This is a genomic window from Variovorax sp. Sphag1AA (assembly GCF_014192575.1).
Taxonomy (GTDB): domain Bacteria; phylum Pseudomonadota; class Gammaproteobacteria; order Burkholderiales; family Burkholderiaceae_C; genus Variovorax.
In genome coordinates this window covers 208,704-235,374 of the sequence record NZ_JACHYC010000005.1, presented here as the reverse complement: position 1 = coordinate 235,374, position 26,671 = coordinate 208,704, and the positions used below count along the sequence as shown (strand labels likewise).

General features: G+C 64.9%; 25 protein-coding genes and 1 tRNA gene. 16 read left to right on the top strand and 10 right to left on the bottom strand.

From position 1 onward, the window contains the following. Nucleotides 1-65 precede the first annotated feature (65 nt). Genes dusB through purH form a run of 3 tightly spaced genes read left to right on the top strand, consistent with a single transcriptional unit; the run spans nt 66 to nt 2,971 of the window. The gene (gene dusB / locus FHW64_RS20600; RefSeq protein WP_184529648.1) at nt 66-1,124 is read left to right on the top strand and encodes a tRNA dihydrouridine synthase DusB; all 1,059 of its coding nucleotides are present in this window, start codon (nt 66-68) and stop codon (nt 1,122-1,124) included. Nucleotides 1,125-1,156: 32 nt separating this feature from the next. Beyond that, nucleotides 1,157-1,393, top strand: a complete 237-nt coding sequence (locus FHW64_RS20595) for a Fis family transcriptional regulator (protein WP_068683508.1) — start codon at nt 1,157-1,159, stop codon at nt 1,391-1,393. A 6-nt stretch (nt 1,394-1,399) separates the two neighbouring features. After that, nucleotides 1,400-2,971, top strand: a complete 1,572-nt coding sequence (gene purH, locus FHW64_RS20590; protein ID WP_184529646.1) for a bifunctional phosphoribosylaminoimidazolecarboxamide formyltransferase/IMP cyclohydrolase — start codon at nt 1,400-1,402, stop codon at nt 2,969-2,971. A 26-nt stretch (nt 2,972-2,997) separates the two neighbouring features. Here the strand turns inward: purH and FHW64_RS20585 are convergent, their stop codons facing one another. The 3 genes from FHW64_RS20585 to FHW64_RS20575 are packed head-to-tail and all read right to left on the bottom strand — an operon-like array spanning nt 2,998 to nt 5,784. After that, complete coding sequence (locus FHW64_RS20585; protein WP_184529644.1) at nt 2,998-3,477, bottom strand: hypothetical protein; 480 nt, start codon at nt 3,475-3,477, stop codon at nt 2,998-3,000. 8 nt (nt 3,478-3,485) lie between these two features. Continuing rightward, nucleotides 3,486-4,772, bottom strand: a complete 1,287-nt coding sequence (gene hemL / locus FHW64_RS20580; protein ID WP_184529642.1) for a glutamate-1-semialdehyde 2,1-aminomutase — start codon at nt 4,770-4,772, stop codon at nt 3,486-3,488. A gap of 55 nt (nt 4,773-4,827) precedes the next feature. Then, a complete protein-coding gene (locus tag FHW64_RS20575) occupies nt 4,828-5,784 on the bottom strand; it encodes a bifunctional hydroxymethylpyrimidine kinase/phosphomethylpyrimidine kinase (RefSeq protein ID WP_184529640.1) in 957 nt (318 codons plus the stop codon). Between the two features lie 111 nt (nt 5,785-5,895). Between FHW64_RS20575 and FHW64_RS20570 the strand changes: the two genes are divergently transcribed. The 6 genes from FHW64_RS20570 to FHW64_RS20545 all read left to right on the top strand — a co-directional run bounded on the left by FHW64_RS20570 (nt 5,896) and on the right by FHW64_RS20545 (nt 16,050). Next, nucleotides 5,896-6,066 (top strand): rubredoxin, encoded by a 171-nt coding sequence (locus tag FHW64_RS20570; protein ID WP_088955233.1) that lies wholly within the window; start codon nt 5,896-5,898, stop codon nt 6,064-6,066. An 81-nt stretch (nt 6,067-6,147) separates the two neighbouring features. Further along, a complete protein-coding gene (locus tag FHW64_RS20565; RefSeq protein ID WP_088955234.1) occupies nt 6,148-6,540 on the top strand; it encodes a PleD family two-component system response regulator in 393 nt (130 codons plus the stop codon). Nucleotides 6,541-6,543: 3 nt separating this feature from the next. Continuing rightward, nucleotides 6,544-6,909 (top strand): response regulator transcription factor, encoded by a 366-nt coding sequence (locus FHW64_RS20560; protein WP_184529638.1) that lies wholly within the window; start codon nt 6,544-6,546, stop codon nt 6,907-6,909. 22 nt (nt 6,910-6,931) lie between these two features. Further along, nucleotides 6,932-7,465 (top strand): chemotaxis protein CheW, encoded by a 534-nt coding sequence (locus tag FHW64_RS20555; protein WP_184529637.1) that lies wholly within the window; start codon nt 6,932-6,934, stop codon nt 7,463-7,465. Nucleotides 7,466-7,505: 40 nt separating this feature from the next. Next, nucleotides 7,506-9,845, top strand: coding sequence for a methyl-accepting chemotaxis protein (locus FHW64_RS20550; RefSeq protein WP_184529635.1), 2,340 nt, complete (start codon nt 7,506-7,508; stop codon nt 9,843-9,845). 16 nt (nt 9,846-9,861) lie between these two features. Continuing rightward, a complete protein-coding gene (locus tag FHW64_RS20545) occupies nt 9,862-16,050 on the top strand; it encodes an Hpt domain-containing protein (protein WP_184529633.1) in 6,189 nt (2,062 codons plus the stop codon). A 15-nt stretch (nt 16,051-16,065) separates the two neighbouring features. On the opposite strand, the gene FHW64_RS20540 is transcribed toward FHW64_RS20545, so the two are convergent. Then, nucleotides 16,066-17,568, bottom strand: a complete 1,503-nt coding sequence (locus FHW64_RS20540; protein ID WP_184529631.1) for a deoxyribodipyrimidine photo-lyase — start codon at nt 17,566-17,568, stop codon at nt 16,066-16,068. On the opposite strand from FHW64_RS20540, the gene FHW64_RS20535 reads away from it, so the two are divergent. Genes FHW64_RS20535 through FHW64_RS20510 form a run of 6 tightly spaced genes read left to right on the top strand, consistent with a single transcriptional unit; the run spans nt 17,567 to nt 22,126 of the window. Beyond that, entirely contained in the window at nt 17,567-18,166 is a 600-nt protein-coding gene (locus FHW64_RS20535) for a YqgE/AlgH family protein (protein WP_184529629.1), read from the top strand. The two genes, FHW64_RS20540 and FHW64_RS20535, sit on opposite strands and share 2 nt — an antisense overlap. Next, nucleotides 18,163-18,600 (top strand): Holliday junction resolvase RuvX, encoded by a 438-nt coding sequence (gene ruvX / locus FHW64_RS20530; protein WP_184529627.1) that lies wholly within the window; start codon nt 18,163-18,165, stop codon nt 18,598-18,600. Before FHW64_RS20535 ends, ruvX begins: the two co-directional genes overlap by 4 nt. Then, entirely contained in the window at nt 18,597-19,094 is a 498-nt protein-coding gene (gene pyrR, locus FHW64_RS20525) for a bifunctional pyr operon transcriptional regulator/uracil phosphoribosyltransferase PyrR (protein WP_184529626.1), read from the top strand. The genes ruvX and pyrR overlap by 4 nt, the downstream gene beginning before the upstream one ends. After that, on the top strand, nt 19,094-20,056 hold the full coding sequence (locus FHW64_RS20520) for an aspartate carbamoyltransferase catalytic subunit (protein ID WP_184529624.1): 963 nt from the start codon (nt 19,094-19,096) through the stop codon (nt 20,054-20,056). The genes pyrR and FHW64_RS20520 overlap by 1 nt, the downstream gene beginning before the upstream one ends. Nucleotides 20,057-20,091: 35 nt before the next feature. Then, nucleotides 20,092-21,363, top strand: a complete 1,272-nt coding sequence (locus FHW64_RS20515) for a dihydroorotase (protein ID WP_184529622.1) — start codon at nt 20,092-20,094, stop codon at nt 21,361-21,363. Between the two features lie 19 nt (nt 21,364-21,382). Then, on the top strand, nt 21,383-22,126 hold the full coding sequence (locus tag FHW64_RS20510) for a 1-acyl-sn-glycerol-3-phosphate acyltransferase (protein WP_184529620.1): 744 nt from the start codon (nt 21,383-21,385) through the stop codon (nt 22,124-22,126). 270 nt (nt 22,127-22,396) lie between these two features. Here FHW64_RS20510 and FHW64_RS20505 read toward each other — a convergent pair whose 3' ends face one another. From FHW64_RS20505 to FHW64_RS20490, 4 genes are all read right to left on the bottom strand, one after another. Further along, nucleotides 22,397-23,455: an NUDIX domain-containing protein gene (locus tag FHW64_RS20505; RefSeq protein WP_184529618.1), complete on the bottom strand. Its 1,059-nt coding sequence runs from the start codon at nt 23,453-23,455 to the stop codon at nt 22,397-22,399. Nucleotides 23,456-23,537: 82 nt separating this feature from the next. After that, nucleotides 23,538-24,077 (bottom strand): Rrf2 family transcriptional regulator, encoded by a 540-nt coding sequence (locus FHW64_RS20500; RefSeq protein ID WP_184529616.1) that lies wholly within the window; start codon nt 24,075-24,077, stop codon nt 23,538-23,540. 133 nt (nt 24,078-24,210) lie between these two features. Continuing rightward, nucleotides 24,211-24,561 (bottom strand): hypothetical protein, encoded by a 351-nt coding sequence (locus tag FHW64_RS20495; RefSeq protein ID WP_184529614.1) that lies wholly within the window; start codon nt 24,559-24,561, stop codon nt 24,211-24,213. Between the two features lie 319 nt (nt 24,562-24,880). After that, nucleotides 24,881-25,774: a DUF72 domain-containing protein gene (locus FHW64_RS20490; protein ID WP_184529612.1), complete on the bottom strand. Its 894-nt coding sequence runs from the start codon at nt 25,772-25,774 to the stop codon at nt 24,881-24,883. A 259-nt stretch (nt 25,775-26,033) separates the two neighbouring features. Here FHW64_RS20490 and FHW64_RS20485 point away from each other — a divergent pair, with 259 nt between their 5' ends. Then, a complete protein-coding gene (locus FHW64_RS20485; RefSeq protein ID WP_184529610.1) occupies nt 26,034-26,297 on the top strand; it encodes a hypothetical protein in 264 nt (87 codons plus the stop codon). A gap of 6 nt (nt 26,298-26,303) precedes the next feature. On the opposite strand, the gene FHW64_RS20480 is transcribed toward FHW64_RS20485, so the two are convergent. Further along, nucleotides 26,304-26,513 carry a hypothetical protein gene (locus FHW64_RS20480; RefSeq protein WP_184529608.1) on the bottom strand — a complete coding sequence of 70 codons (210 nt, stop codon included), beginning with the start codon at nt 26,511-26,513 and terminating at the stop codon, nt 26,304-26,306. Between the two features lie 63 nt (nt 26,514-26,576). After that, nucleotides 26,577-26,651: transfer RNA gene (locus FHW64_RS20475), tRNA-Arg, on the bottom strand. Between the last annotated feature and the right edge of the window lie 20 nt (nt 26,652-26,671).

Here is a 26,671-nt window from a genome sequence, read left to right as displayed (position 1 = left end):
ATGCCCACCCCGCTACAATCGTGCCTCATTTTTCAGCAGCCCGGCGCGAGCGCCACTCTCCTTTCATGACTTTGCACATCGGCAACATCGCGCTGGAAAACGGCCTGTTCGTCGCGCCCATGGCGGGTGTCACGGACCGGCCGTTTCGCATGTTGTGCCGAGAGCTCGGTGCGGGTTATGCGGTGAGCGAGATGGTCACTTCGCGCAAGGAGCTCTGGAACAGCCTCAAGACATCGCGACGCGCCAATCACGACGGCGAGCCCGGCCCCATTTCGGTGCAGATCGCAGGCACCGACGCCGAGATGATGTCGGAGGCCGCGCAATACAACATCGATCGCGGCGCGCAGATCATCGACATCAACATGGGCTGCCCGGCCAAGAAGGTCTGCAACAAGTGGGCCGGCTCTGCATTGATGCGCGACGAACCGCTCGCGCTCGAGATCGTGGAAGCGGTCGTCAAGTCCGCTGCGCCGCACAACGTTCCGGTCACGCTCAAGATGCGTACCGGCTGGAGCGAAGACCATCGCAATGCCGTCACGCTGGCGCGGCGCTTCGAAGCGGCCGGCGTCCAGATGCTCACCGTGCACGGACGCACGCGCGAGCAGGGCTACAAGGGTCATGCCGAATACGACACGATCGCGGCGGTCAAGGCCGCGGTCAGGATTCCGGTTGTCGCCAATGGCGACATCACATCACCAGAGAAAGCGCGCGACGTCCTGGCGCTGACTGGCGCGGACGCCATCATGGTCGGCCGTGCTGCACAGGGCCGGCCATGGATCTTCCGCGAGATCGCGCATTTCCTCGACACGGGTACGCATCTGGCCCCGCCGTTGGTGGCCGAAGTGCGTCGTCTCATGCTCGATCACCTGAAGGAGCACTACGCCCTCTACGGCGAATACAGCGGCGTGCGAACTGCGCGAAAGCACATCGGTTGGTATGTGCGCGCGCTACCCGGTGGCGAGGCGTTCCGCTCGGCGATGAACGCGATCGAGGATTGCGATGCGCAATGGCATGCGGTCGCGGCGTTCTTCGACGAGCTTGCCGGACAGATGGACCGCATTCCTGCCGCAGCCGAGGGCTCACCCGATCCGGTGGACGAACAACAAGCCGATGCACTGGCGTAAGAAGAGCAGAACGAGGAGAAGAAGAGAAAGCCATGAGCAAGAAACACATCGAAGACTGCGTACGCAGCAGCCTGGATAGCTATTTCCGTGATTTGAGAGGGACTGAACCGGACGGCATGTACGACATGCTCGTCCGCGTCGTCGAAAAACCGTTGCTCGATGTCGTGATGACACGCGCCGAAGGCAACCAATCCAAGGCCGCGCAATGGCTCGGCCTGAACCGCAACACGCTGCGCAAGAAGCTGGTCGAACACAAACTGCTGAAGTAACTCCTGATGAACGCACTGATTTCCGTCTCCGACAAGACCGGCATCCTCGAATTTGCCCAGGCGCTGCATGCGCTGGGCATCAAGCTCCTTTCCACCGGCGGCACTGCCAAGCTGCTCGCCGATGCCGGTCTGCCGGTGACCGAAGTGGCCGAAGTCACGGGTTTTCCCGAAATGCTCGACGGCCGCGTGAAGACGCTGCACCCCAAGGTGCACGGCGGCCTGCTCGCGCGTCGCGACGTGCCCGCACACATGGCGGCGCTCAAGGAGCACGCCATCGACACCATTGACTTGCTGGTGGTCAACCTCTATCCGTTCGAAGCGACAGTGGCCAAGCCGGGCTGCACGCTCGAAGACGCCATCGAGAACATCGATATCGGCGGACCCGCGATGGTTCGCAGCGCGGCCAAGAACTGGAAGGACGTCGGCGTTCTCACCGACGCTTCTCAATATCCGGTGGCGTTGGCTGAACTGAAGGCGAGCGGCAAGCTGAGCGACAAGACGAAGTTCGCCTTCTCGGTCGCGGCGTTCAACCGCATCAGCCAGTACGACGGTGCGATCAGCGACTACCTCTCGCGCATCCAGGAAGACGGCTCGCACACGTTGTTCCCTGGCCAGAGCAACGGCCGCTTCGTGAAGCTGCAGGACCTGCGCTACGGCGAGAACCCGCACCAGCAGGCCGCGTTCTACCGCGACCTGTATCCGGCGCCGGGTTCGCTGGTGACCGCGAAGCAGCTCCAGGGCAAGGAGCTCAGCTACAACAACATCGCCGATGCCGATGCGGCATGGGAATGCGTCAAGAGCTTCGATACACCGGCCTGTGTGATCGTGAAACACGCCAACCCGTGCGGCGTCGCCGTGGGCAAGGATGCACTGGAGGCCTACAGCAAGGCCTTCAAGACCGACCCGACTTCGGCTTTCGGCGGCATCATTGCCTTCAACCGCCCGATGGACCGCGCTGCCGCTGAAGCAGTGAGCAAGCAGTTCGTCGAAGTGCTGATGGCGCCTGGCTATTCGGCCGATGCGCTTGAAGTGTTCAAGAGCAAGGTCAATGTGCGCATCCTCGAGATCGCCCTGCCGCCGGGCGGCAAGACCGACTGGGAGAACGGCCGCAATGCGGTCGACGTGAAACGCATCGGTTCGGGCCTCCTGATGCAGACCGCCGACAACCGCGAGCTGTCGGTCGATGAGCTCAAGGTCGTGAGCAAGAAGCAGCCGACGCCGCAGCAGCTTCAGGATTTGCTGTTCGCCTGGAAGGTCGCGAAGTACGTCAAGAGCAACGCGATCGTGTTCTGCGCCGACGGCATGACGATGGGTGTCGGCGCGGGCCAGATGAGCCGTCTCGATTCCGCGCGGATCGCCAGCATCAAGGCGCAGCACGCGGGGCTGACGTTGTCAGGCACTGCAGTCGCGAGCGACGCGTTCTTCCCGTTCCGTGATGGTCTCGATGTGGTGGTCGATGCGGGCGCCACTTCGGTGATTCAGCCCGGTGGCTCGATGCGCGACCAGGAAGTCATCGACGCAGCGGATGAGCGCGGCGTCGTCATGGTGCTCTCCGGCGTTCGCCATTTCCGCCACTGATCCACGGCGGCAACCGGCCGTACAGGCTAGTTGCTGCGGCCGTCGGAAAAACGGTACTTGAGCTGGAAGCTGATCGCCCCGTAAAGGCGATCCTTGTAACTGGGGATGATCGCCACGTTCAGGCCCCAGTGCGTGCCCTCTAGTGCGGCGACGGGAATCAACGCCGGGAACCAGCCGCCATCCTTGTAGTTCGGATAGCCGTTGAAGCCTCCCACCACGGCGCCGAGCTTCACGCCGTAAAACTCGAAAGGCATCACGTAGACGCCGATGTAGTTCGAGTACTCGCGGTCGCTGTTGCGGAACCTGCCGGCCGTGGCTGAAAACGTCTTGTCGATCGGCCATTCGATGCCGATGCCGGGATTCGCATCCTCGAGGCCCTTGTCGCGATCGAAGTGCAGCGAATAGAAGCCCGGATTGATCCAGACCTGACTGATATCCGCGACCTGCGCGAAGGCAAGGCCTGGCAGGAGCAGGCTGGCGCCTGCCAGCATCGGCAACAACTTCATGGTGATGGTCAGAGGGTTGCGAAGATCTGGCGCGCTGCGTCGATCGTGGCGGCGATGTCCTCATCGCTGTGCGCCGCGCTGACGAAGCCTGCCTCGTACAGCGCCGGCGCAATGTAGACGCCGCGGTCCAGCAGGCCGTGGAAGAGGGTGTTGAATTTCGTGCCGTCGCTCTTCATGACTGCCGTGTAGTTCTGCGGCAGTGCATCAAGCAGGAAGAAGCCGAACATGCCGCCTTCGCTGTCTGCGCAGAAGGGCACGCCTTCGGCGGCTGCCGCTGCCTTGAGGCCATCGACGAGCGCGCGCGTCTTTTTCGAAAGCGCGTCGTAGAAACCGGGCTTGGACACTTCCTTGAGCGTTGCGAGTCCGCACGCGGTCGCCACCGGGTTGCCCGACAACGTGCCGGCCTGATAGACCGGACCCAGGGGCGCGAGCTGCTCCATGATCGCGCGCGGCCCCCCGAATGCAGCCAGCGGCATGCCGCCGCCGATCACCTTGCCCAGCACCGTGAGATCGGGCGTGATGCCCAGAACCCCTTGCGCGCCCCGTGCGCCGACGCGAAAGCCGGTCATGACTTCGTCGAACACGAGTAGTGCGCCGTTCTGGGTGCAGAGCTCGCGGCATCGCTTGGCGAATTCCGCACTGGCGCGCACGAAATTCATGTTGCCGGCGATCGCCTCGATCACGAGGCAGGCGATCTCGTGGCCGTGCAGCGCGAAGGCTTCTTCGAGTTGCGCGATGTTGTTGTATTCGAGCACCAGGGTGTGCTGCACGACCTCGGGCGGCACACCGGCGGAAGTCGGGTTGCCGAAGGTCGCGAGGCCGGAGCCAGCCTTGACCAGCAGCGCATCGGCGTGGCCGTGATAGCAGCCCTCGAACTTGATGATGTACTTGCGGCCGGTCGCGCCACGCGCGAGGCGCAATGCGCTCATCGCGGCCTCGGTACCCGAGCTGACGAGTCGCACCATTTCCATCGAAGGCACGAGCGCGAGGATCGCTTCCGCGAGTTCGATCTCGCGCTCTGTCGGCGCGCCGAACGAAAAGCCATCGATGACGGCACGCTGCACCGCCTCGACCACCGCGGGATGTCCGTGGCCCAGGATCATCGGACCCCACGAACCGATGTAGTCGATGTAGCGCTTGTCCGCCGCATCCCAGAAGTACGCGCCCTGCGCGCGCTTGACGAATCGCGGCGTGCCGCCGACGGCCCGGAAAGCGCGCACCGGCGAATTGACACCGCCGGGAATGACAGCGCGGGCGCGCTCGAAAAGGACTTCGTTCTGATCAGTGTGTGCCATCGGCCGAGTATCTGTCATGAACCGTGAAGGACATGCGACTCGGGCGCACGACTGATCAATGTCGGGTGTCGTGCGGAGGCAAGGCGAAGTCTGGCTGCGAACCCGCATCGCCGTTGTCTTCATCCTCGGGCTGAGCCCAGAAGAGTCGGTCGGGCAGCACATGACCCATGCCCGGCCGGAAGCCGGCGTCCAGGCAGCGGTCCATGTAGCTCAAGGCCTCGGTGGCGGCGGCCGCGAGATCGGTGCCACTCGCGAGCAGCGCAGCGAGTGCGGCCGAGAGCGTGTCGCCTGCGCCTGCGAAGATGGCATCGAGGCGCTCGTATTTTTCGCTGGCGAGCACCGATTGGGGTGACGCCAGCACGTTGTCGATGAATTGCTCCGGCAGCACGATCCCGGTGACCAGCGTGTAAGGAACGCCGAATTCACTTGCCGCCTTGGCGATGTCGCGCGCGGTGGGCGGGCGCTCGCCGCTCCAGTCGGGCAGAAGCCAGCGCCACAGCGTGCTGTGGTTTCCGACCAGCACGGTGGTTTGCGGCAACACGAGGTCGCGAAAAGCGTCGAGGTAGGCATCGATCTGGGTCTCGTCCCACCAGGAGAGATTGGGCATATAGGCCACGACCGGGACTTCGGGATAGTCGGTCGCAGTCTCGGCCACGTTGCTCAGGTTCTCGGGCGAACCGACGAAACCGACCTTGATGAGCTGGACTTCCACGTCTTCGAGGATCGATCGCGCCTGCTCCGACACCGCTTCTTCATCAAACGCAAAGAAGTCGAAGATTTCGGCTGTGTCACGCGCGTAGGCACCTGTGACGACGGGTAGCATGTGAGCCCCCACGGAGGCCATTGCCACCGCGTCTGCGGCCAGGCCGCCCGCGCCGCTCGGATCGTTCGCATTGAAGACGAGCACGCAGGGTGGATTTGCGTCGTTTTCCGCAGTGTCTTCGTCGTTCTGGGGGTCGGTAAGATCGCTCACTTTGTGGTCGTGCTCTGCTGGTAGTAGGGAAGTTTTCATACCCAAACAAAACTCACCGGCATGGTGGCATATCTGAGACGCTTATCACGAGATTTATTGATACGTTTGGATACGATCGTTGCATTTGATGAACAGGGACTTTAAGCTGCGATGAATACGAAAACCTGGATGTGCCTGATTTGCGGGTGGATCTACGACGAGTCGGTCGGAGTACCAGAAGATGGTATTGCGCCCGGTACGGCGTGGGCAGATGTTCCGATGAACTGGACCTGCCCGGAATGTGGGGCACGCAAGGAAGATTTCGAGATGGTTGAGATCTGAAGCATGGCATAGGGCCGCGCTTCCTGTGCTCCTGATCGAGCACAGCGGTCCATCCAAGAAGCGTCACAAGGAGCTGTGCAAATGAGCGCGAATGGATCCGGCTACAAGGTGCTTGTCATCGACGACAGCAACACCATTCGGCGCAGCGCCGAGATCTTCCTCAAGCAGGGCGGTCACGAGGTTCTCCTCGCGGAAGACGGTTTCGATGCCCTCTCCAAGGTCAACGACCACAAGCCTCATCTGATTTTTTGCGACATCCTGATGCCGCGCCTGGACGGCTATCAGACTTGCGCCATCATCAAGCGCAATTCGCACTTCTCCAATGTCCCCGTTGTCATGCTCTCGTCCAAGGACGGGGTCTTCGACAAGGCGCGCGGCCGCATGGTCGGCTCGCAGGACTACCTCACCAAACCCTTCACCAAAGACCAGTTGCTCAACGCTGTGCAGCAATTCGGCACCCTTCAGGAAGCGTAGTAAATGCCCATTCGCAAAGTGCTCGTGGTCGACGACTCGAAGACCGAGCTGGTTTTTCTCTCCGACCTCCTCCAGAAGAACGGCTTCTCGGTGAAGACCGCGGAGAACGCGGACGACGCCATGCGCCGCCTCGAGGAAGAGCAGCCTGACTTGATCCTGATGGACGTCGTGATGCCCGGCCAGAACGGCTTCCAGCTCACGCGTGCGATTGCCCGTCACCCGCAGTACGCGACCGTGCCAATCATTTTGTGCACCAGCAAGAACCAGGAAACCGATCGCGTCTGGGGCATGCGTCAAGGTGCCAAGGACTACATCGTGAAACCGGTCAATCCGGCAGAGTTGATGGCCAAGATCAGCGCGCTGGTCTGATTCCCGCCAGTTTTCGATTCCCATGGCCAATCGAGACGCTCTCCGTGCATTCCAGTCCCGGCTTGCCGGCCGCTTGCAGGCTGCGCGCACGTCGGGTGTTTCCGCGTCGTGGCTCGCGGTCGAGGCTGGCGATGCCAAGTACTTGTTCCCGCTCGGGCACGCGGGCGAAATCTTCCCCTGGGTTTCGCCGCAGCAGGTGCCCTACACCGAGCCGTGGTTCCTCGGCGTGGCCAACCTTCGTGGTGGCCTGTACGGCGTCGTGCAGCTCGCGGGCTTCGTGACCGGCGCGCAAGTTGCGCCGGCAACCAGCGAGGCGGCGCATGCGCAGTCCCGACTCGTTGCGCTCAACGAGATGCTCGAAACCAACTGCGCCCTCCTGATCGACCGATTGGTCGGTTTGCGCGGTGTGGATGCCTTCGTGGCCTCCGAGGCGCCGGACGCCGATGCGCCCGCATGGCTCGGCCATTCATACACCGATTCCGCGGGAGCGCGTTGGCAGGAGATCAATCTCCAGGCGCTTTCCCAGCAACCCCGTTTTCTGAGCATCGGCGCCTGAGCGCTGGGCCCTGCACCGACTACAACCTGAAGGACTGACCGTGAGCTCGATCGCTGACAAGTTCAAGAAGTTCATGCCCGTGAGCGGCGGCAACGTCAGCGTGGGCGCCGACAGCGCAGCCACACTGTCGATGGATAACATCGAAACCGTGCAGACACCGGATGAATCGACAGTGGCGATTCCGCGCGATACCGCGAAGTCATCGGCCACGCCTGCGGCGGACGCGAGTCCGGGTGGCGACGCGGGCGCTGCGTCGAAGGACCCGGGTCCCCAGATCGAAGACGCAGTCCCTGCCGCATCGGCAAGCAGCACCTCGAAGTCCCGTTCCAGGCGCTCGCAGCGTTCTAGTCCGGCGCGTCAGCAGCGGATTCTTGCGCTGGCGTTGGCGGGTGTGGTGCTGTTGCTGATGTTGGTCGCTGGCTCTGCCATCTTGCGTGCAGAACGTCTTGCGCAACAGGTGGCCGCCACCGGTCAGTCGCTGATGCAGTCGCAGCGTCTCGCCAAATCGGTCTCGCAGGCCTTGGTCGGCAACGTGAGCGCCTTCACGGAAGTGAAGGAAAGCTCGGAAGACTTGAGCCGCCGTGTGCAGGGTCTGGCGAGCGGTGACGATTCGCTCAAGCTGGAGCGTGTCGGCAGCCAGTACGACATCGAGCTTGGCAAGATCACGCCGCTGGTCGAGCGCGCGGACAAGAGCGCCAAGGCGGTCATGGCTCAGCAGAAGATCCTCACGCAGGTGGGCAACGCGCTTCGCGACATCAACCGCCAGTCGTCCGATCTGCTCGAAATGACCGAGACCGTCGCCTCGCTGAAGATGCAGCAGAACGCGACGCTGCCGGAAATTTCCGCGGCCGGCCAGTTGGTCATGCTGACCCAGCGCATCGGCAAGTCCGCCAACGAATTCCTGACGGTCGAAGGCGTGAGCCCCGACGCTGTGTTCCTGCTCGGCAAGGACCTGAACTCGTTCCAGGAAATCACGCGCGGCCTGCTCGACGGCAGCTCGCAGCAGCGCCTGCCTGGGACCCGCGACGCACAGACGCGTCAGCAGCTCGAAGCCATCCTCAAGATGTACGAACAGACCCGCACGCAGGCCAGCGCCATTCTGGGCAACCTGCAAGGTCTGGTTGCCGCGCGTGAAGCGCAGGCAGCGATCCTGGCGGACAGCGAACCCCTGCGGAATGCGCTGGGCGACCTGCAGGAAAAACTCTCGGCGCGCACCGGCCTGGGCGCCGGCACTGTCGTGATGCTCTTCGTGCTGTCGCTGGCTGCATTGGCGCTCGCCGGCGCGATCGGTTTCGTGCAAGTCCGCGAAGGTCGCGAGCGTGCAGCATCCGCCGAACGCGAGCGTGTCGAAGCCGAGCGCGCCAGCGAAGACGCCGCGCGCGTCAATGCCGCCAACCAGGCCGCGATCTTGCGCCTGATGAACGAACTGCAGACCGTCGCCGAAGGCGATCTGACACAGGAAGCCACCGTGACCGAGGACATCACCGGCGCCATTGCCGACTCGGTGAACTACACGGTGGAAGAACTGCGCCTGCTGGTGGGCAACGTGCAGAACACGGCGACCCGCGTCGCGCACACCACGTCGCAGGTGGAAAGCACTTCGACCGAACTGCTCGCCGCATCGACGGAACAGCTTCGCGAGATCCGCGAAACCGGCCAGTCGGTGCTCACGATGGCCGAGCGAATCAACGGTGTGTCCTCGCAAGCGCAAGAGTCGGCGACTGTGGCGCGCCAGTCTCTGCAAGCAGCTTCTTCCGGCCTTCAGGCTGTGCAGAACGCGATCGGCGGTATGAACGCCATCCGCGACCAGATCCAGGAAACCTCCAAGCGGATCAAGCGCCTGGGCGAATCGTCGCAGGAGATCGGTGAAATCACGGAGCTGATCTCGGACATTACCGAACAGACGAACGTGCTGGCTCTCAACGCCGCCATTCAGGCCGCATCCGCTGGTGAAGCCGGCCGAGGCTTCTCGGTGGTGGCGGAAGAAGTGCAGCGACTGGCAGAGCGCTCCGCGGACGCGACGCGTCAGATTGCGGCACTCGTGAAGGCGATTCAGACCGACACGCAGGATGCGGTGGGCGCCATGGAGCGTTCGACGCAGGGTGTGGTGCAGGGCGCGATGCTGTCCGACAACGCCGGCACGGCGCTGTCCGAGATCGACCGCGTGTCGCGCCGCCTCGCTGACCTCATCGAGCAGATCTCGATGTCGGCTTCCCGCGAAGCCGATTCCGCCAACGTGGTGGCGGCCAACATCCAGCACATCTTCGCCGTGACCGAACAGACCGGCGAAGGCACGCGCACCACGGCGCAGCAGGTCCGCGAGCTCTCGCACATGGCCGAAGAGCTGCGTCAGTCGGTGGCTCGTTTCAAGATTTCCTGAACGCCGAGCGCCCAACGTGTCGATTCAAAGTCCCGCTGCCCACACCGCCGGCAACGCGCCGGCAACGGAGGATCTTGGGCCGCTGGCCTGGGTTCTCGGAGAAATCCAGAAATCGCTCGATGCCGTGGGCAAGACCTTGCGGCGCTTCTCGCGCGATGCTGCGTCGGCCCTGCCGGGTTCGGAAATCGACTCCATGCCGGTGCGACAGGCCCGGCAGCAATTGCATCAGGCCGTCGGCGCGCTGCAGATGGTGGGCCACACTGCGCCCGCTCTCGTGCTCGGCGCGATGGAGTTCGCGGTGCAGAGCTTCGTCACCGAGCCGTTGCGCTGCAACGATGCCGCGGTCCAGAAGATCGAGCGCGCAGGCTTCGCGGTTGCCGATTTCCTGAACGCGGTGGTGGCGGGCAAGACGGTGTCGTCGGTTGCCCTCTTCCCGCAGTACCGCGAAGTCCTAGAACTGGTCGGCAACGAGCGGGTCCATCCGGCCGACCTCTGGAACATGACCTGGCGCTGGGTCGAAATCAAGCCCGCGCCGACCCAGACCGCGCTGGTGTATGACCCCGCGGTGCGTTCCAAGCTCGACCGGGAGGTCCTCCAGGTCGTCAAGAGCGGCGATGACAATGCGGCGCGCCGCCTGCAGGCTTTGTGCCTCGGCCTCGGCCGCGGCGCCTCGGTGCCGAGGGTGGCCAGCTTCTGGACGCTCGCTGCCGGCTTCTTCGAGGCGCTGGCACTGGCGCTCATCCCTGCCGATTCGCATGTGAAGCGCGCCGCTTCGCGTGTGCTGTTGCAATACGCCACGCTGGCACGCGGCGACAACACGGTGTCCGACCGCCTCGGCCAGGACCTGCTGTTCTTCTGTGCACAGGCCGCTCCCGGAACGGGCGACGAAGCCGCGACGCTGCGCGCCGTGCGCGCCGCATGGGGCATTTCGAACGAGCAGAAGGTCGACTACACGATCGAGCAGTTCGGTCGCTTCGATCCGCTGGTGCTCGCGCAGGCGCGCAAGCGCATTGAGACCGCGAAGGAAATGTGGTCCGCGCTGTCCGGCGGCGACGTCGGCCGCACGCGACAGGTCGTGGACACCTTCGCGCAGCTCGGCGAGTCCTTGCAGAAGCTGCATCCGCCGAGCCAGCCGATGGTGCAGGCGCTCAACAACGCGGTCGATGCCTCGGTTCGCTCCGGTCAGCCGCCCGGCACCGAACTCGCGATGGAAGTCGCGACCTCGGTGCTCTACCTCGAGGCCGCTTTCGAGGATCTCGATCCGCAGGACAGGCAGCTCACCGCCCGTACGATCCAGCTCGCCGGACGCATCGAACGCGCGCGCGACGGTGGTCGCTCGGAGCCGCTGGAGCCCTGGATGGAGGAGCTCTACCGCCGCGTGAGCGATCGTCAGACCATGGGCACCGTGGTGGGCGAGCTGCGCAGCCATCTGAGCGAACTCGAAAAATCGCTGGACCAGTTCTTCCGTCGGCCGACCGAAAAGGGCCTCCTGCGCAACGTGCCGTCGCAGCTCCTGCAGATGCGCGGCGTGTTCTCGGTACTGGGCCTCGACCAGGCGGCCCAGACCGTGCAGCGCATGCGCGAGAACGTGGACCAACTGCTCGCCGAAGAGTCGCCGACCGACGAGATCCGCGCCTTCGACTCGCTCGGCAACAACCTGGGTGCGCTGGGTTTCCTGATCGACATGCTCAGCTACCAGCCTGCGCTGGCCAAGCGGCTGTTTGTGTTCGACGAGGAGATTGGCGAACTCAAGCCGCTCATGGGCCGGCAGGCAAGCGACGCATCGGCCGAAGCGGCCGCGCCGGCGGCCTTCGCATCGGCATCCGGTCCGGTCGCGATCACCGAAGCGGTCATGAGCGTCGAGCAAGTCGATGCGCAGATCGCGGCAAAACTCGCCGCGCTCGCAACGCCTGGGTCGCGCAAGCCGCCACCGTCGCCGATCGAGGAATTCAGCCAGGCGGCCACGAGCTGGACCTCCAAGATCACCGGGCCCGCGCCGCTCGAGGCGCTGCCCGACACCGAAGTGACCGAACTGGAGGAAGACGACCTCCAGAACATCTTCCTCGATGAGGCCCGCGAAGTTCTGCACAACGGCCTGGCGGCCGTGTCTGCGCTCGGCGCGCGTCCGGACGATGAAGGTGAGCTGACCATCCTGCGCCGTGCATTCCACACGCTGAAGGGCAGCTCGCGCATGGTCGGGCTGATGGATTTCGGCGAAGCCGCCTGGTCGCTCGAGCAGGTGCTGAACACCTGGCTGGCCGACCAGCGTCCCGCAACGCCGCAGTTGATCACCGGCACCCGCAATGCGCTCCAGGACTTCGCCAAATGGGTCGAAGCGATCGCCGCGGGCGGTTCGCACAGCTGGAAATCGGCGCCTTTCCTCGCGATCGCCGAATCGCTGCGCACCGGCGAGCCTTTGGAGGTTCCGGCCCGTGTGGCGGATGCCGAGGCGCTCGTCGCCGCCGCGCGCCACATCGCCGCCGAAGCCGCGGCTGAAGTGCCGTCGGCTCCGATGGAGCCCGTACCGCTGCCCGAGTTGCCGGACCTTCGTGACCTGGAACTCGAACTCGATCTGAGTTCGAAGGCTGAAGAGGCGCCGCTTGCCGCTGAACCGGAAGAAGCGCCGGCCGAGGAGCCCCTGGTCGCGCGCGCCGAAGAGCCCACTGTGTGGTCCGGCCTCGATCAGTCCAGGGATCAGTCTCCGGAAACCGTACCGGAACAGCCCCCTGTGGAGTCTCAGCGTTCCGACGACGGATTCGCATCGACAGACTTCCTGGACTTCGACACCAAGCCCGAGCCGCCGCCCGAAGAGGTTGCGCCCTTGGGCGAGTACGACGACGGCGATTTCCTGGAGACCGTGCACACGGCGCTCGAGCCGTCCCTCGTGGCGGCTGCGTCGCGGCCGGCACCCGAGCGCGACGAGCTGCCGCCGCTGGAGCTGGAGCCCGAACCGCTGGTAGACGAGCCTGCGGCTGATGCGGCAGTGGCGTCCACGCCGGAGCCCGAGCCTGCATTTGCACTGAGCCTCGAACCCGAAGCTCCGGCTGTGCCCGAACCGACGCTCGAAGTTGAGGGCTCCGCGCGTGTCGAAGCGCCGGTCATCGACGAGTTGCCGGCCATCGACGAACTGCCGCCCGTTCATGAAGAGGCAGCGGTCGAGACGGCTGCGGTGGAGTTGCCACCTATCGACATGGCGGAGCCGTTGCTTGCCGAAGCAACCCCCGCCGAGCCAGTTGCCGAAGCGACCGAAGAGCCCCAGGCCGAGCCCGCATCGGCCCAGAGCGCGGAAGAGCAGGTCAAGGTCATCGGCCCGCTGCGCATTGGCATCGCGCTCTACAACGTCTATCTGAACGAAGCCGACGAATGGTCGCGCCAGCTCGCGACCGAGGTGGGCGAATGGGCGCTCGAAACGCACGAGCGCGTTCCGATGTCGGCGATCAGCCTTGCGCATTCGCTGGCCGGTAGCTCTGCCACGGTGGGCTTCCAAAGCCTCTCGGGCATGGCGCGCTTGTTCGAATCCGCGCTTCAGCATCTGCACACGCAGGGTCGCGGCACACCCGAGCAGGGCGCGGTGCTGATCGCTGCCGCCGAGGAACTGCGGCGCCTGCTGCACCAGTTCGCGGCCGGGTTCCTGCGAGAGCCTGCCGAAGAAACTGTGGAAGCGCTGCGCAATGTCGAGGCGTCGCAGCTGCCCGCGGAGACGGTCGAGCCGGTTGCCGCGCCGCTTCACTTGGTGCGCAACGTCGGCTCCGATGTGTTGCTCGACGATTCCGACGAAGCCTCGGATGTCGCCGATGCGGTCGACATGGACCTCTTCCCGATCTTCGAGGAAGAGGCCAACGAACTCCTTCCGCAATTGGGCGCCGCACTGCGCGATTGGGCGCAGGATCCCGAAAACAAGGCGCCGCGCAGCTCCGCGCTACGCACGCTGCACACGCTGAAGGGCAGCGCGCGGCTGGCTGGCGCCATGCGCCTGGGCGAGCGTGCCCACCGCATGGAGTCGGAGATCGAAGGGATCGGCTCCGAAGGCGCCGATCGGCACGCGATCGAGCAGTTGCTCACGCGCTTCGACGCCCTGCAGGCCAACTTCGATGCGCTGCGGGCCGCGGACGATGCGACGCAGGCCGAACTGGTCCAGCGCGCTGCCACGCCTGTGGCAGTGGTGGCTCCGGCGACGCCCTCGGTCGTCGAGGCGGCTACGCCTGAACATGAAACGCCGGCGGAAGCCGAACCGGTTGCTGCTGCGCCGACCCCCGCGGAACCGCTCGTGGAGCGCGCCGCGATCGCCATGCCTTCGCCGTCCGTGCTCACGCCGCTGCGTGCGGTGTCGAGTCAGGCGGTCCGCATCCGCACGCATCTGCTCGACCGTCTGGTGGCCCAGGCGGGTGAAGTCATCATCACGCGTTCGCGCCTCGAGGCCGAGCTGGGTCAATTGCGCAGTTCGCTGACCGACCTCACCGGTAACCTCGACCGTCTGCGCCAGCAATTGCGCGATATCGAGGTGCAGGCCGAAAGCCAGATGCAATCGCGCCTCGCGCAGGCCAAGGATTCGCAACAGGGCTTCGACCCGCTCGAGTTCGACCGCTTCACCCGCGTGCAGGAGCTCACGCGCATGATGGCCGAGTCGGTCAACGACGTGGCGACCGTGCAGCGCACGCTCCAGAAGACTGTCCAGGCGACGGAAGACGACCTGAGTGCGCAGGCGCGGCAGACGCGTGAACTGCAGCGCGGGTTGTTGCGTACGCGCATGGTGGAGTTCGAGGGCATCTCGGACCGTCTGTATCGCGTCGTGCGCCAGGCGTCGAAGGACACCGGGAAGCAGGTGCGGCTCGACATCACCGGCGGCTCGATCGAGATGGACCGTGGCGTCCTCGAACGGATGACGCCGGCCTTCGAGCATCTGCTGCGCAACTGCGTCGCACACGGTATCGAGGATGCGACGGCGCGCGAGAAAGCCGGCAAGGATCCGAGCGGCCTGATCGTCATCGAACTGCATCAGGAAGGCAACGACGTCTCGGTGAGCTTCCAGGACGATGGTGGTGGCCTCAAGTACGACCGGATCGTCGCCCGTGCTCGCTCGCTCGGCCTGGTCGCCGAAAGCCAGCAGCTCAGCGAAGAAGAAGCGGCGGAATTGATCTTCCAACCAGGCTTCTCGACCGCCGAGCAGGTGTCCGAGCTGGCTGGCCGCGGCATCGGCATGGACGTGGTGCGCGCTCAGGTCGCGGGCCTCGGCGGCCGAATCGAGACGCACAGCAAGCCGGGGCACGGGACCACCTTCAAGCTGGTCCTGCCGCTCACGACGGCGGTGACGCACGTCGTGATGATGCGCGCAGGCGCGGTCAACATCGGCGTGCCTTCCAACCTGGTTGAACTGGTGCTGCGCGCCGGTGCGTCCGAGCTCGAGAAGGCCTACCTGGATCAGCACTACCCGTTCGGCGGCGAACAGGTGCCGTTCTACTGGGCCGGTGCGCTCTTGCAGTCTTCCCCGCGCAGCGAACGCGCGCCGGGCAAGGCGAACACGATCGTGGTCGTGCGAAGCGCCGCGCAGCGTGTGGCGCTGCACGTGGACGAAGTGCTGGGCAACCAGGAAGTCGTGGTGAAGAACCTCGGCCCTCAGCTTTCTCGGCTGCCGGGCATGGCAGCGATCTCGGTGCTCGCATCGGGTGCCGTTGCGCTGATCTACAACCCGGTCGCGCTGGCGGCAGTCCATAGCGACAAGGCCCGCGCGTTCCAGGCTTCGGTAAATCGTGGCGCTGCGACTCCGGAGGTCGGAGGTGCTCAGCCGGCGACCCCGGTGACCCAGGCCCCTGCACAGGTGCCGCTGGTGCTGGTGGTCGACGACTCGATCACGGTGCGACGCGTCACGCAGCGCCTGCTGCAGCGCGAAGGCTATCGCGTGGCGCTGGCGGCGGATGGCCTGCAAGCACTCGAACGTCTGCAGCAGGAACGCCCCGCGGTCGTGCTGTCGGACATCGAGATGCCGCGCATGGATGGCTTCGACCTTGCGCGCAACATTCGCGCGGACGCATCGCTGGCTGATCTCCCGATCATCATGATCACTTCGCGGATCGCCGAGAAGCACCACGACCATGCGCGCGCGCTGGGTGTGAATCACTACCTTGGCAAGCCGTATTCGGAAGAAGAGCTGCTGCGTCTCGTGCGCAGCTACACGGGCGTCGAACTGCCCGTAGCGTTGGTAGCCTGATCGAGGAGGGTGGCGCTAGCGCGAGTCGCGCTGCGCCTCCTTCACGACCGCGTAGCGCTGGAGCGTGCGCTCCCGCGCTTCGGCGTGATCGACGATCGGGTTGGGGTAGTTCTCGCCCAGCTTGACGCCTGCGGCTTCCAGTTCCAGCGGTGCCGCCGTCCACGGTGCATGGATCACCGAGTCGGACAGCTTCGAAAGCTGCGGCAGGTAGCGTCGGATGAACTTGCCCTCAGGATCGAACTTCTCGCTTTGCGTGACGGGATTGAAGATTCTGAAATAGGGCTGGGCGTCGCACCCGCTCGAACTCGCCCATTGCCAGTTGCCGTTGTTCGACGACAGCTCGAAGTCGTTGAGGTGGGTCTCGAAGTAGCGTTCGCCGCGCCGCCAGTCGAGGCCGAGGTCCTTGCACAGAAAGCTCGCGACCACCATGCGAAGGCGGTTGTGCATGTAGCCGGTCTGGTTGATTTGCGCCATGGCGGCATCGACGAGCGGGTACCCCGTCCGTCCCTCGCACCAGGCATCGAACAGCATGTCGGCGTGCTTGCCGTGGTGCCACTGGATCTTGTCGTACTCGGGCCTGAAGCTGCGCCTCTTGCCGCCTTCGACCATGTGGGGATGGTGCGTGAGGATCTGGAAGAAGAAGTCGCGCCAGATCAGTTCGCCCAGCCAGGTTGCCGCGCCTTCATCGCCCTGCTGCGACAACTGGTGTGCAGCGCCCGCGAGTTGTCGGACAGATACCGTCCCGAAGCGCAGGTGAATGCCCAGGTAGCTCGGCCCGCGCACCGACGGGAAATCGCGCGCCTCGCGATAGCGGTCGATCCGTCGTGAGAAGTCGTCGAACAGCGCCGAGCCGCCCTGGCTGCCCGTCGGAATCTCCAAATCGGCGAGATTGGTTTTCTCGAAGCCAATGTCCTTCAGTGACGGGACCGCGTGCCTGAACTTCTCGGGTGGGCGCGCGAGCGCTTCCGTATAGGTTCGTACCGGGTACGCCTTCAGGTAGAAGGCGTCGAGCTTGCCGAGCCAGGCGCGCTTGTAGGGTGTGAAGACGGTATAGGGCTGTCCGACCTGCGTCAGGACCTCGTCCCGGTCGAACACGGCCTGATCCTTGTAGGTATGAAAGGCGATACCGGCATTCGCGAGCGCGCCGAGCACCTTGGCGTCGCGGTCGAGCGCATCGGGCTCGTCGTCGCGGTTCGCGAACACCGCCTGCACGTCCAGCGCGTGAGCCAACGGGGCGATCTCGTCTTCCGCAACTGCGTGACGGACGATCAGGCCGCCGCCGAGCGTGTGCAGTTCCGCGTCGAGCTCCACCAGCGATTCGCGGATGAATTCCACCCGCCGGTCGGCGCGCGGCAGCGAATCGAGGATCGCGCGGTCGAACACGAACACGCAAACCACCTGCCGGCAGGCTCGCAGCGCCTGGTAGAGCGCTGCGTTGTCGTCGACGCGGAGATCGCGACGAAACCACATCAGGCCCTTGGGGTAGATCTTGTCGACGGCCAGTAAAATCGGCGGCATGGCCTCCGATTCTGCCCCGATGAACTTGACGCATCATTTCCTGATTGCGATGCCGGGTCTGGAAGACAAGGCGTTCAGCCGCAGCGTGGTCTATCTCTGCGAGCACAGCGAGCGCGGCGCGCTCGGCCTTGTGATCAACAAGCCCAGCGACATCAACCTCGGCGTTCTGTTCGAAAAGATCGAACTGCATCTTTCCAGCCCCGAGATCGGCAAGGCGCCGGTCTTCCAGGGCGGCCCCGTGCAGACCGAACGCGGTTTCGTGCTCCACGAACCGGTCTTTGCGCGCGCTGACCAGCCGAACGAATCCGTCTACGCCTCCACCATGACCATCCCGGGTGGGCTGGAAATGACCACTTCAAAGGACGTGCTGGAGGCGCTCGCCACCGGCGCGGGTCCGCGCAAGGTGCTTGTTTCGCTCGGTTACGCGGCCTGGGGCGAAGGCCAGCTCGAATCCGAACTTGCCGAAAACAGCTGGCTGACGGTCGGTGCCGACCCGGCCGTGATCTTCGATACCCCCGTCGAGCAGCGCTACGACAAGGCGCTGTCGCTCCTGGGCCTGCAGGCCTGGACGCTCTCGCCCGACGCGGGGCATGCATGAGTGGATTGGCGATGCCTGACGGCGCAGCCCCTCCGCTTTCCGTTCCTTCCCACTTTCAAAGCTTTCTGGCCTTCGACTTCGGCCAGAAGCGCACCGGCGTGGCAAGCGGCAATCGCCTGCTGAAGACCGCAACGCCGCAAGCCACCATCAAGGCCGAAGGCGACGCACGCTTTGCGCAGGTCGAGGCGCGCATCCGCGAGTGGCAACCCGACGCGCTGGTCGTCGGCGTGCCCCGCCATCCTGACGGCGCGCCCCACGACAACACCCGCGCGGCGCAGCGCTTTGCGCGCCAATTGCACGGCCGCTTCAAGCTGCCGGTGTACGAGGTCGACGAACGCTACAGCACGACCGAGGCGCTCGCCTCGGGCGCGCGCGACGCCGATGCCGCATCGGCCTGCATCATTCTTGAACAGTTCCTGAGGAGCCTTCCGTGAACTCCATCCCTGACGCCGAGGCGCTTTACGTCGAGTTGCTGCGCGGCGTGAAATCCCTGATGCGCGACAACACGCGCCTGGTCGGCGTGACCTCCGGCGGTGCCTGGCTGGTCGAGCGCCTGCAGAAAGACCTCGGCCTTGCTGGCGCGCCCGGCATCATTTCGTCCGCGATGCACCGCGACGATTTCGCGCGTCGTGGTCTCTCGGCGAGCGCGCAGACTTCGCTGCCTTTCGATGTCGACGGCGCCGATGTGCTGCTGCTCGACGACGTTCTCTATACCGGCCGCACCATCCGCGCGGTGCTCAACGAGCTGTTCGACTTCGGCCGCCCGGCGCAAGTGCGCCTCGCCGTCATGATCGATCGCGGAGGCCGTGAGCTTCCGGTCGCTGCGGACTTTGCAGCCCAGAAGCTCGAGCTGCCGGCGACGCAGCTGCTCGCGCTCGCTCGCGCAGACTCCGGCGCGTTCAGCTTCAAGGTGGAGGACAACAAGTAATGCTCTACAAACGAAACCCGCAGCTCAACAAGAACGGCGAGCTGATCCACCTGCTCTCGATCGAGGGCCTGCCGAAAGACATCCTCACGCACATCCTCGATACCGCCGCGAACTTCACCAGCGTGAGCGACCGCGAGGTCAAGAAGGTGCCGCTCTTGCGCGGCAAGAGCGTGTTCAACCTGTTCTTCGAGAACTCCACGCGCACGCGCACCACCTTCGAGATCGCGGCCAAGCGGCTGTCGGCCGACGTGATCAACCTCGACATCTCGCGTTCGTCGGCCTCCAAGGGCGAATCGCTGCTCGACACCATCGCCAACCTGAGCGCGATGGCGGCGGACCTCTTCGTCGTGCGCCACAGCGAATCGGGCGCGCCCTACCTCATCGCGCAGCACGTCGCGCCGCATGTGCACGTGGTGAATGCCGGCGACGGACGCCATGCGCATCCGACGCAGGGCCTGCTCGACATGTACACGATTCGTCACTACAAGAAGGACTTCGCGAACCTCACGGTGGCGATCGTCGGTGACGTGCTGCATTCGCGCGTGGCGCGTTCCGACATCCATGCACTGACCACGCTCGGCTGCGCCGAAGTGCGCGTGGTGGGCCCCAAGACGCTGGTGCCAGGTGACCTCGCTCAGATGGGCGTGCGGGTCTTCCACTCGCTCGAAGAGGGCATCAAGGACTGCGACGTGGTGATCATGTTGCGTCTGCAGAACGAGCGCATGAGCGGTGCGCTGCTGCCGTCGTCGCAGGAATTCTTCAAGACCTACGGGCTCACGCCGGACAAGCTGCAACTCGCGAAACCGGATGCGATCGTGATGCATCCGGGTCCGATCAATCGCGGTGTGGAGATCGACTCCGCCGTGGTCGACGGGCGGCAGAGCGTGATCCTGCCGCAGGTCACTTTCGGCATCGCGGTCCGAATGGCCGTGATGAGCATCGTCGCAGGGAATGAAGCCTAGCCATGCCCGGGTTGCGCTCGACAGAGGACAGAACAATGAATATTCAGATCATCAATGGGCGCGTGGTTGACCCGGCGTCCAGGCTCGACAAGAAGGCCGACGTGGCGATTGCTGACGGCAAGCTCGTCGCCATCGGCAATGTCGGCAGCGACTTCCGCGCGGACCGCACGCTTGATGCGCAAGGGTGCATCGTCGTGCCGGGGCTGGTCGATCTCGCGGCGCGGCTGCGTGAGCCCGGCTATGAGCACGAAGGCATGCTCGACAGCGAAATGGCCGCAGCGGTGGCCGGAGGCGTGACCAGCCTCGTGTGCCCGCCCGACACGGACCCGGTGCTCGATGAGCCGGGCCTCGTCGAGATGCTGAAGTTCCGCGCCGAGAAGCTCCAGCGCGCGCGCCTGTTCGCTCAGGGCGCGCTCACGCGCGGGCTGGCGGGCGAAGTGCTCACGGAGATGGCCGCGCTCACCGAGGCCGGCTGCGTGGGCTTCGGCCAAGCCGATGTGCCGTTCGGCAATACGCAGGTGCTCCTGCGCGCGCTTCAGTACGCGAGCACGTTCGGCTACGCGGTGTGGCTGCGTCCGCAGGATCGCGATCTCGGCAAGGGCGTTGCAGCAAGCGGACCGCTTGCGACACGCCTCGGCCTTGCCGGCGTGCCGGTGGCGGCGGAGACGATCGCCATCTTCACGATCGTCGAGCTCGTGCGCGCGACCGGTGCGCGCGTACATCTGTGCCGGCTCTCGAGCGCGGCCGGTGTGGCGCAGGTGCGCGCAGCCAAGGCAGAAGGTCTGCCGCTGACCTGCGACGTGAGCATCAATTCGCTGCATCTCGTCGACACCGACATCGGCTATTTCGACAGCCGCGCGCGGCTCAGCCCGCCGCTGCGGCAACAGCGCGACCGCGATGCGCTCTCTGCGGGACTGGCGGACGGGACCATCGATGCGCTCGTCTCCGACCACACGCCCGTGGAAACCGATGAGAAGACCTTGCCGTTCGCCGAGAGCGGAGCGGGCGCGACAGGCCTCGAGCTGCTGCTGCCGCTGGCGCTGCAATGGGGCGAGCAGAGCGGCGCCGGATTGATGCGCGCGATCGAGGTCGTCACGGCCGCGCCCGCGGGGCTGATCGGCTCCGAGGGCGTGGGGCGCCTGGCGCAGGGCGGCGTGGCCGACTTGTGCGTCATCGATCCTGCGCATGAATGGCAGGTCACGCCCGATGCGCTTCGCAGCCAGGGCAAGTTCACGCCGTTCGGCGGCTACGCGATGCATGGACGCGCCCGTTTCACGGTGGTCGGCGGCCGCGTCGTCCACGGTTGATCGGGCTTTTCCCAACACGATGCACGCACTTTCCGCGAGCCTGAAACTGCTGCGCGCCATCGCGCATGTGTCCCGGGGCTGGTGGATCATTCGCTCGAAGTTTCCGTCGCTGTCGGTGGCGGAGCGCGAGGCGCACGTCCAGCGCTGGGCCGAGCGCATGCTCAACCTCATGGGCATCCGGCTCACTGTGCAGGGCACGCCGCCGGCGCATGGGCCGGTGCTGCTGATCTGCAACCACCTGTCGTGGCTGGATATCCTCACCATCCACGCGGCGCGGCATGTGCGCTTCGTTTCGAAGTCCAACGTGCGGCAGTGGCCGGTGATCGGCACGCTGTCGGACGGCGCCGGCTCGCTCTACATCGAGCGCGAGCGGCGACGCGACGCCATGCGGGTGGTGCACCACATGGCCGAAGCACTGCGTGACGGCGACGTGATTGCGGTCTTCCCCGAAGGCACGACCAGCGACGGCCACGTGCTGCTTCCCTTTCATGCCAATCTGCTGCAGGCGGCGATTTCTTCCGGCGCACCGGTGCAACCTGCCGCTCTGCGATTTGCCGATGCGGAGTCGGGCGAGACGAGCTATGCGCCGCGTTACATCGGCGACGACAACCTGCTTTCATCCGTCTGGAACACGCTCAAGTCGCCGCCGCTGCTGGCCATCGTGCGCTTCGGCGAAGCCCAGTCCTCGCATGGGCGCGACCGGCGAGCCTGGGCGAAGAGCCTGCACGCCGATGTGCAGGATCTGCGTCGCGACATGAAGTAGCGCGACTCGGCGGCTTCTCGATCCACCAAAAAAACAGCGCCCCGGAGGGCGCTGTAGAACGGCGCAGGGATGCGCCGGGAGGAGGAATCGTCGCTCAACACTCAAACTCAATTCGGCAAGCCAGTCACCTCACGCAGACGGAACCATGGAAGGATGATGCCTTCCATCCACGGAGGTCCGGTGTGTGTTTGAAAACAGAATAGGCGCCGGTTGGCGCCTCCGCTGCCGGAGAAGATTGGGGGACTGCGTCGGCGCGTGCCTACAGGCGGCCTAGCGCGGCAGCAGCGCCAGATAGTGGTCGAGCATCTGGAAATGGTCGTCCAGGAAGCGTTCTTCGCTCGCGCAGAGCTGATCGATCGGCATCCAGCTCGCCGCCGCGGCATCGTCGTCCGCGCGGATGGACGGCGGTTCGCGGTCGCCGAGATCGAAAAAGAAGCCGTGCGTGATCGTGCGGCCGCGCTGGCTCCGGTCGGGGCGGTCGAACACGTCGTTACCTTTGAGGCAGCTCTGTAGCGTTGCGTGCGGGACTGCGAGATGCGTTTCTTCCTCGAGTTCGCGCAGGGCCGACTGGAATGTGGTTTCGCGTTGTTCCAGAAATCCTCCCGGCACCGCGAGGAGACCCTTGCCGGGTGCGTGCCCGCGCTGGATCACCAGCACGCTGTCGCGGCATTTCACGACGCAATCGACAGTGACCAATACCGGCGGATAGGGTGCGACCGACCACGCGATGTCGTACTCACGCAGGATGGCCGCTTCCTGACGCAAGTTCTCGAACGAGGGGCGAGCGATCCATTCATTCAGGAAATCAACAGTGCCGGCTGGCACCTCCGCGGAAATGTCGGCGAGCCCGTCTTGGCCGCGCGAGAACACGGCATCGCGCAGCGCGCTGGCCCGCCGGATCGGCGTGCCTTCCAGCGTGTGCAGCGTCCAGTCCGGAAAGTCACGCAGGTAGTCGCGCGTCGGATCGCGAAAGTGGCCGAGCAGCACTGTCGACGCGGGCGGTGCCACATGGTGCTCCGCAAGAACTTGCGCGACCGCACTGCGCACCGCGCGCACCCAGCGCGCTTCATCGAAGTGATCGCGCACCGGCACACAGAGGATGCGCGCGCGTTCGGATTCAGGGACCGCAGCGTGAATCATCCGCGCGCAGTCGAGCCAGTCGAAAGGCAGCTTCGGCGAGCGCGCGCTGAAGGCCGAACCGATCACCACGACGACACGCGGCGCAAGACGAAGCGCCTGTTCCAGGAGTGAAAGATGGCCGTTGTGAAACGGCTGGAAGCGGCCAATGAGGACCGCGAGATCGTGAGGGCTGGAAATGGAAGCGGTCATGGAGATGCGAAGCATAGGCGCTCGCCCGGCCGAAGTCCCGAGCGGGGCGCCGGCTTCGCATCCTCGGAACCGCCGTGCGGCGTCAGGAGCGCTTCGCGAGCATCGCCCCGAGTGCGAACACCGAGTTCGGCGCGTTGATTGGTGCGGGCTTCACGCGTGTCGTGGGAAGCGGGTCGCGGCGCACGCTGCGCTCGCGTTCGACCTCGACACCGCGCGCGATCTGCTCGTCCACCAGGCTCTGCAGCGTGACGGTGTCGAGAAACTCCAGTGCGCGCTGGCTGACCGAGGCCCAGAGTTCATCAGTGGCGTGCCGGTTCACCGCGCCCGGAAGCGGGGGATGCCGGGGCGAGGTCTTCTCCTGGCCGTCGCCATCGATGGCCTTGATGATGTGCGCGACGGTGATTTCTGTCGGTCTGCGGCTGAGCGAATAACCGCCGCCGGGGCCGCGCGTGGACTCGACCAGATCATGGCGACGCAGCCTGGCGAAGAGTTGTTCGAGATGCGACAGCGAAATCCGCTGTCGCCGGCTGATGGAGCCGAGGTTGACTGGCCCTGCAGAGCCCTGGAGCGCCACGTCGATCATGGCCGTCACGGCAAAGCGGCCTTTGGTGGTGAGACGCATCGTTGATTCCTTCCTACATTCCTGATGGGGTCGGCGGTGGACCGCCGGATCGATCGCATCGCGCGCACGAGTGCTGCGATGCAAGGTGCTCGCATCGGGAAATCGAAGGCCGAACGGCCTCCGAAGCGGCGAGCTAGACGAGGAGGAAGGTGCCCCGAGGCGGCCGCTTGGGCCGTTCGAGCAGAGGCGGGGGCGCAGTCAGTGCTGTCAGGCGCGGAGGCCATACCGCGGCGACGGCCGGGACGAGTAGCGGGCGAACGCCCGTGAGGAATTCGGTGAAATCGGACCCGCCTTCGTCGAGATTCGCGATCTCGTCCTGCGCGGCTGCATCGTCGGCCGGGGTCGTGTCGTGCTGAATCGATGCCACCGTCACCTTGCATTCATCCGCATGGTGAAATCCGCTCGTCCTGTCTTGCGCGGTGGCCGCGAAGCCGAAGCAGGAAAGCAAAAAGACGATCAAAGAGGCAATGAGCCAGCGGGGCATGGACGTTGAATTCTAGCCGCGCTTGCGTGACAGTAGCCTCTGCGGCCCGCTGCCTATTTCATGAGCATCGTGTTCGGGGCCGCTCCAGATGTCGATCCGATGCGAATCCAGTGCTGTTTTCCCCAAACTTGTCCCCAGCGGGCAGGGAAAACCCGCAAGTGGTGTTCCGAGCAGGCAAAAAGAAACCCGCCGAAGCGGGTTGAAACAGCCGGATGGTGGAGGGAGTGGAGGGGTCTGTGAAGACTTCCGGCCGCGGAACGCAGTCTGCGGGCCCATCTGGGAGAAATCTCGGAGCTGACGCGCAATTTCCGCGGCGTCTTCAGCCATGCGCGAGAAGCATCTTCAGGAAGGTCATGCCGTTGCGCTGGCCTTTGTCTTCATCGCAGTTGTTGAAGATGATGTGCTTGTTGCGCACGCTGTAGGCGATCCGCACCAGTTCGGCCGCAAGTTCGCCGAGTTCCCGGTCAGGGTAGTCGTAGTCGAAACGCTCGGCCGCCGTCTGGGCCGGGGCGTTGTAGGTTTCGACGTTCCGGCCGTGCAGGCGCAGCAGCAGGTAGTCCGGGTGCGTGGTCTCCCAGACGGCCGGGACGCTGTTGTCGGCACCCTGGGGGCCATCGACGATGGTGTGCACCAAGCGGTGTTCCCGCAGGAACGCCAGCGTGCTGGCCGTGCGATCCGGGCTCTCCCACCACGACCTGTGACGGAACTCGATGCTCAGGGTGGCGTCCGGCATCCATCCGATGCAACGCTCGATATGCGCCATCGCCTCCTGGCTGTACTTCAATCGCGGAGGAAACTGGAAGTGCACGAGCCCCAGCTTGCCTGCCAGTCGCAGTGGCTCTAGGGCCTCGACGAAGCGCTTCCAGAGCTCGGCGCGGATCTCCTCCGGAACGTCCTTGTAGTAGAGCTTCCGGCCGGCACCGAGCGCCAGCTGCAGGTCCTTGTGCATCACCTTCGTTTCGGTGAAATGGCCTGTAAAGAGACGAAAGGCCTTGACGTTGAAGACGAAGCGGTCGGGCGTGCGAAGCGCCCATTGCTGCGCCGTCATCGGCGTCGGGATGGCGTAGTAGCTGCTGTCCACCTCCACCAGCGGAAAGATCGACGCGTAGTAGCGAAGGCGCGCCTCGGGCGTCTTGCAGTTCGGAGGGTAGAAGCGCCCGCACTCGATCAGCGTCTTGTCAGTCCACGAGGCGGTGCCAACGAGGATGCTCATGCCGGCATGCTACCGGCGAGATGCCGCTGGCGGGGCGCGCAATAGGGCGGATGCACTTTGAAACCTGCACGACTCCCGCACAACTCAGGCCCAGGTCAGCCCCTTCTGCGATGCTCGGCTGTGACAGCCTTCCATGTCTCGGCTGTTTTAAACCCGCTTCGGCGGGTTTTCTTTTTGGGGCCGCGCAAAGGGGCTCCGCAAGACAATCGCCCCACTTCGTTCGAGTTGCGCAGCCGCTCCTGAAGTTGGACAAAGCGGCATGGACACCCTGCCGCCCGAAAGTCTTGGCTACGCCAGAGCACTCATCGTCGCGTCAATGTCGAAGCCGCGGGCTGCCGATCTGAGGGGTCTCGAGCGCCGGCATCTTTCGTTCGCGGTCTACTGCAAGCGTCGCGCCCTTGGGCAACCAGAGTCGACCTTGGAGCGATATCTCGCGCCTGTCCGCGAGGCTGGGGAGCTGGAGGCCGCCATGAAGGCGCTGGAGCGCCTGGCCTTCCGTCTGCGTGCCGACTCCGGGAGCTGAGTCGCGTCACCAGAAGCGCCACCATGGTCGCCGCTTCTGCGGTAGTTCGGGTCGGGTCCACAACTCGCCGTGCATCGAAGGCGTCGGGCCGATCCGCTTTTTCAGTTCCGCCTCCAACATGTCCGCAATGTCGGCGGCTTCCTGGTCGCCCAGCGATGCCTTTGTGCGCCAGACGTAGACAGCAGCGGCGAGCTGCTCATCGTCCATCTCGTCCATGAAGGGAATTGTGGCGATCGCGGCTGCCCCGCGCCATCTGCCATTTGGCCGCCCACGGGTCTGTGGTGCCCTCGACAGGAATCGAACCTGTATCTGAGTCTTAGGAGGACCCCGTTCTATCCATTGAACTACGAGGACGAAGGCCCGCAACTTTACCA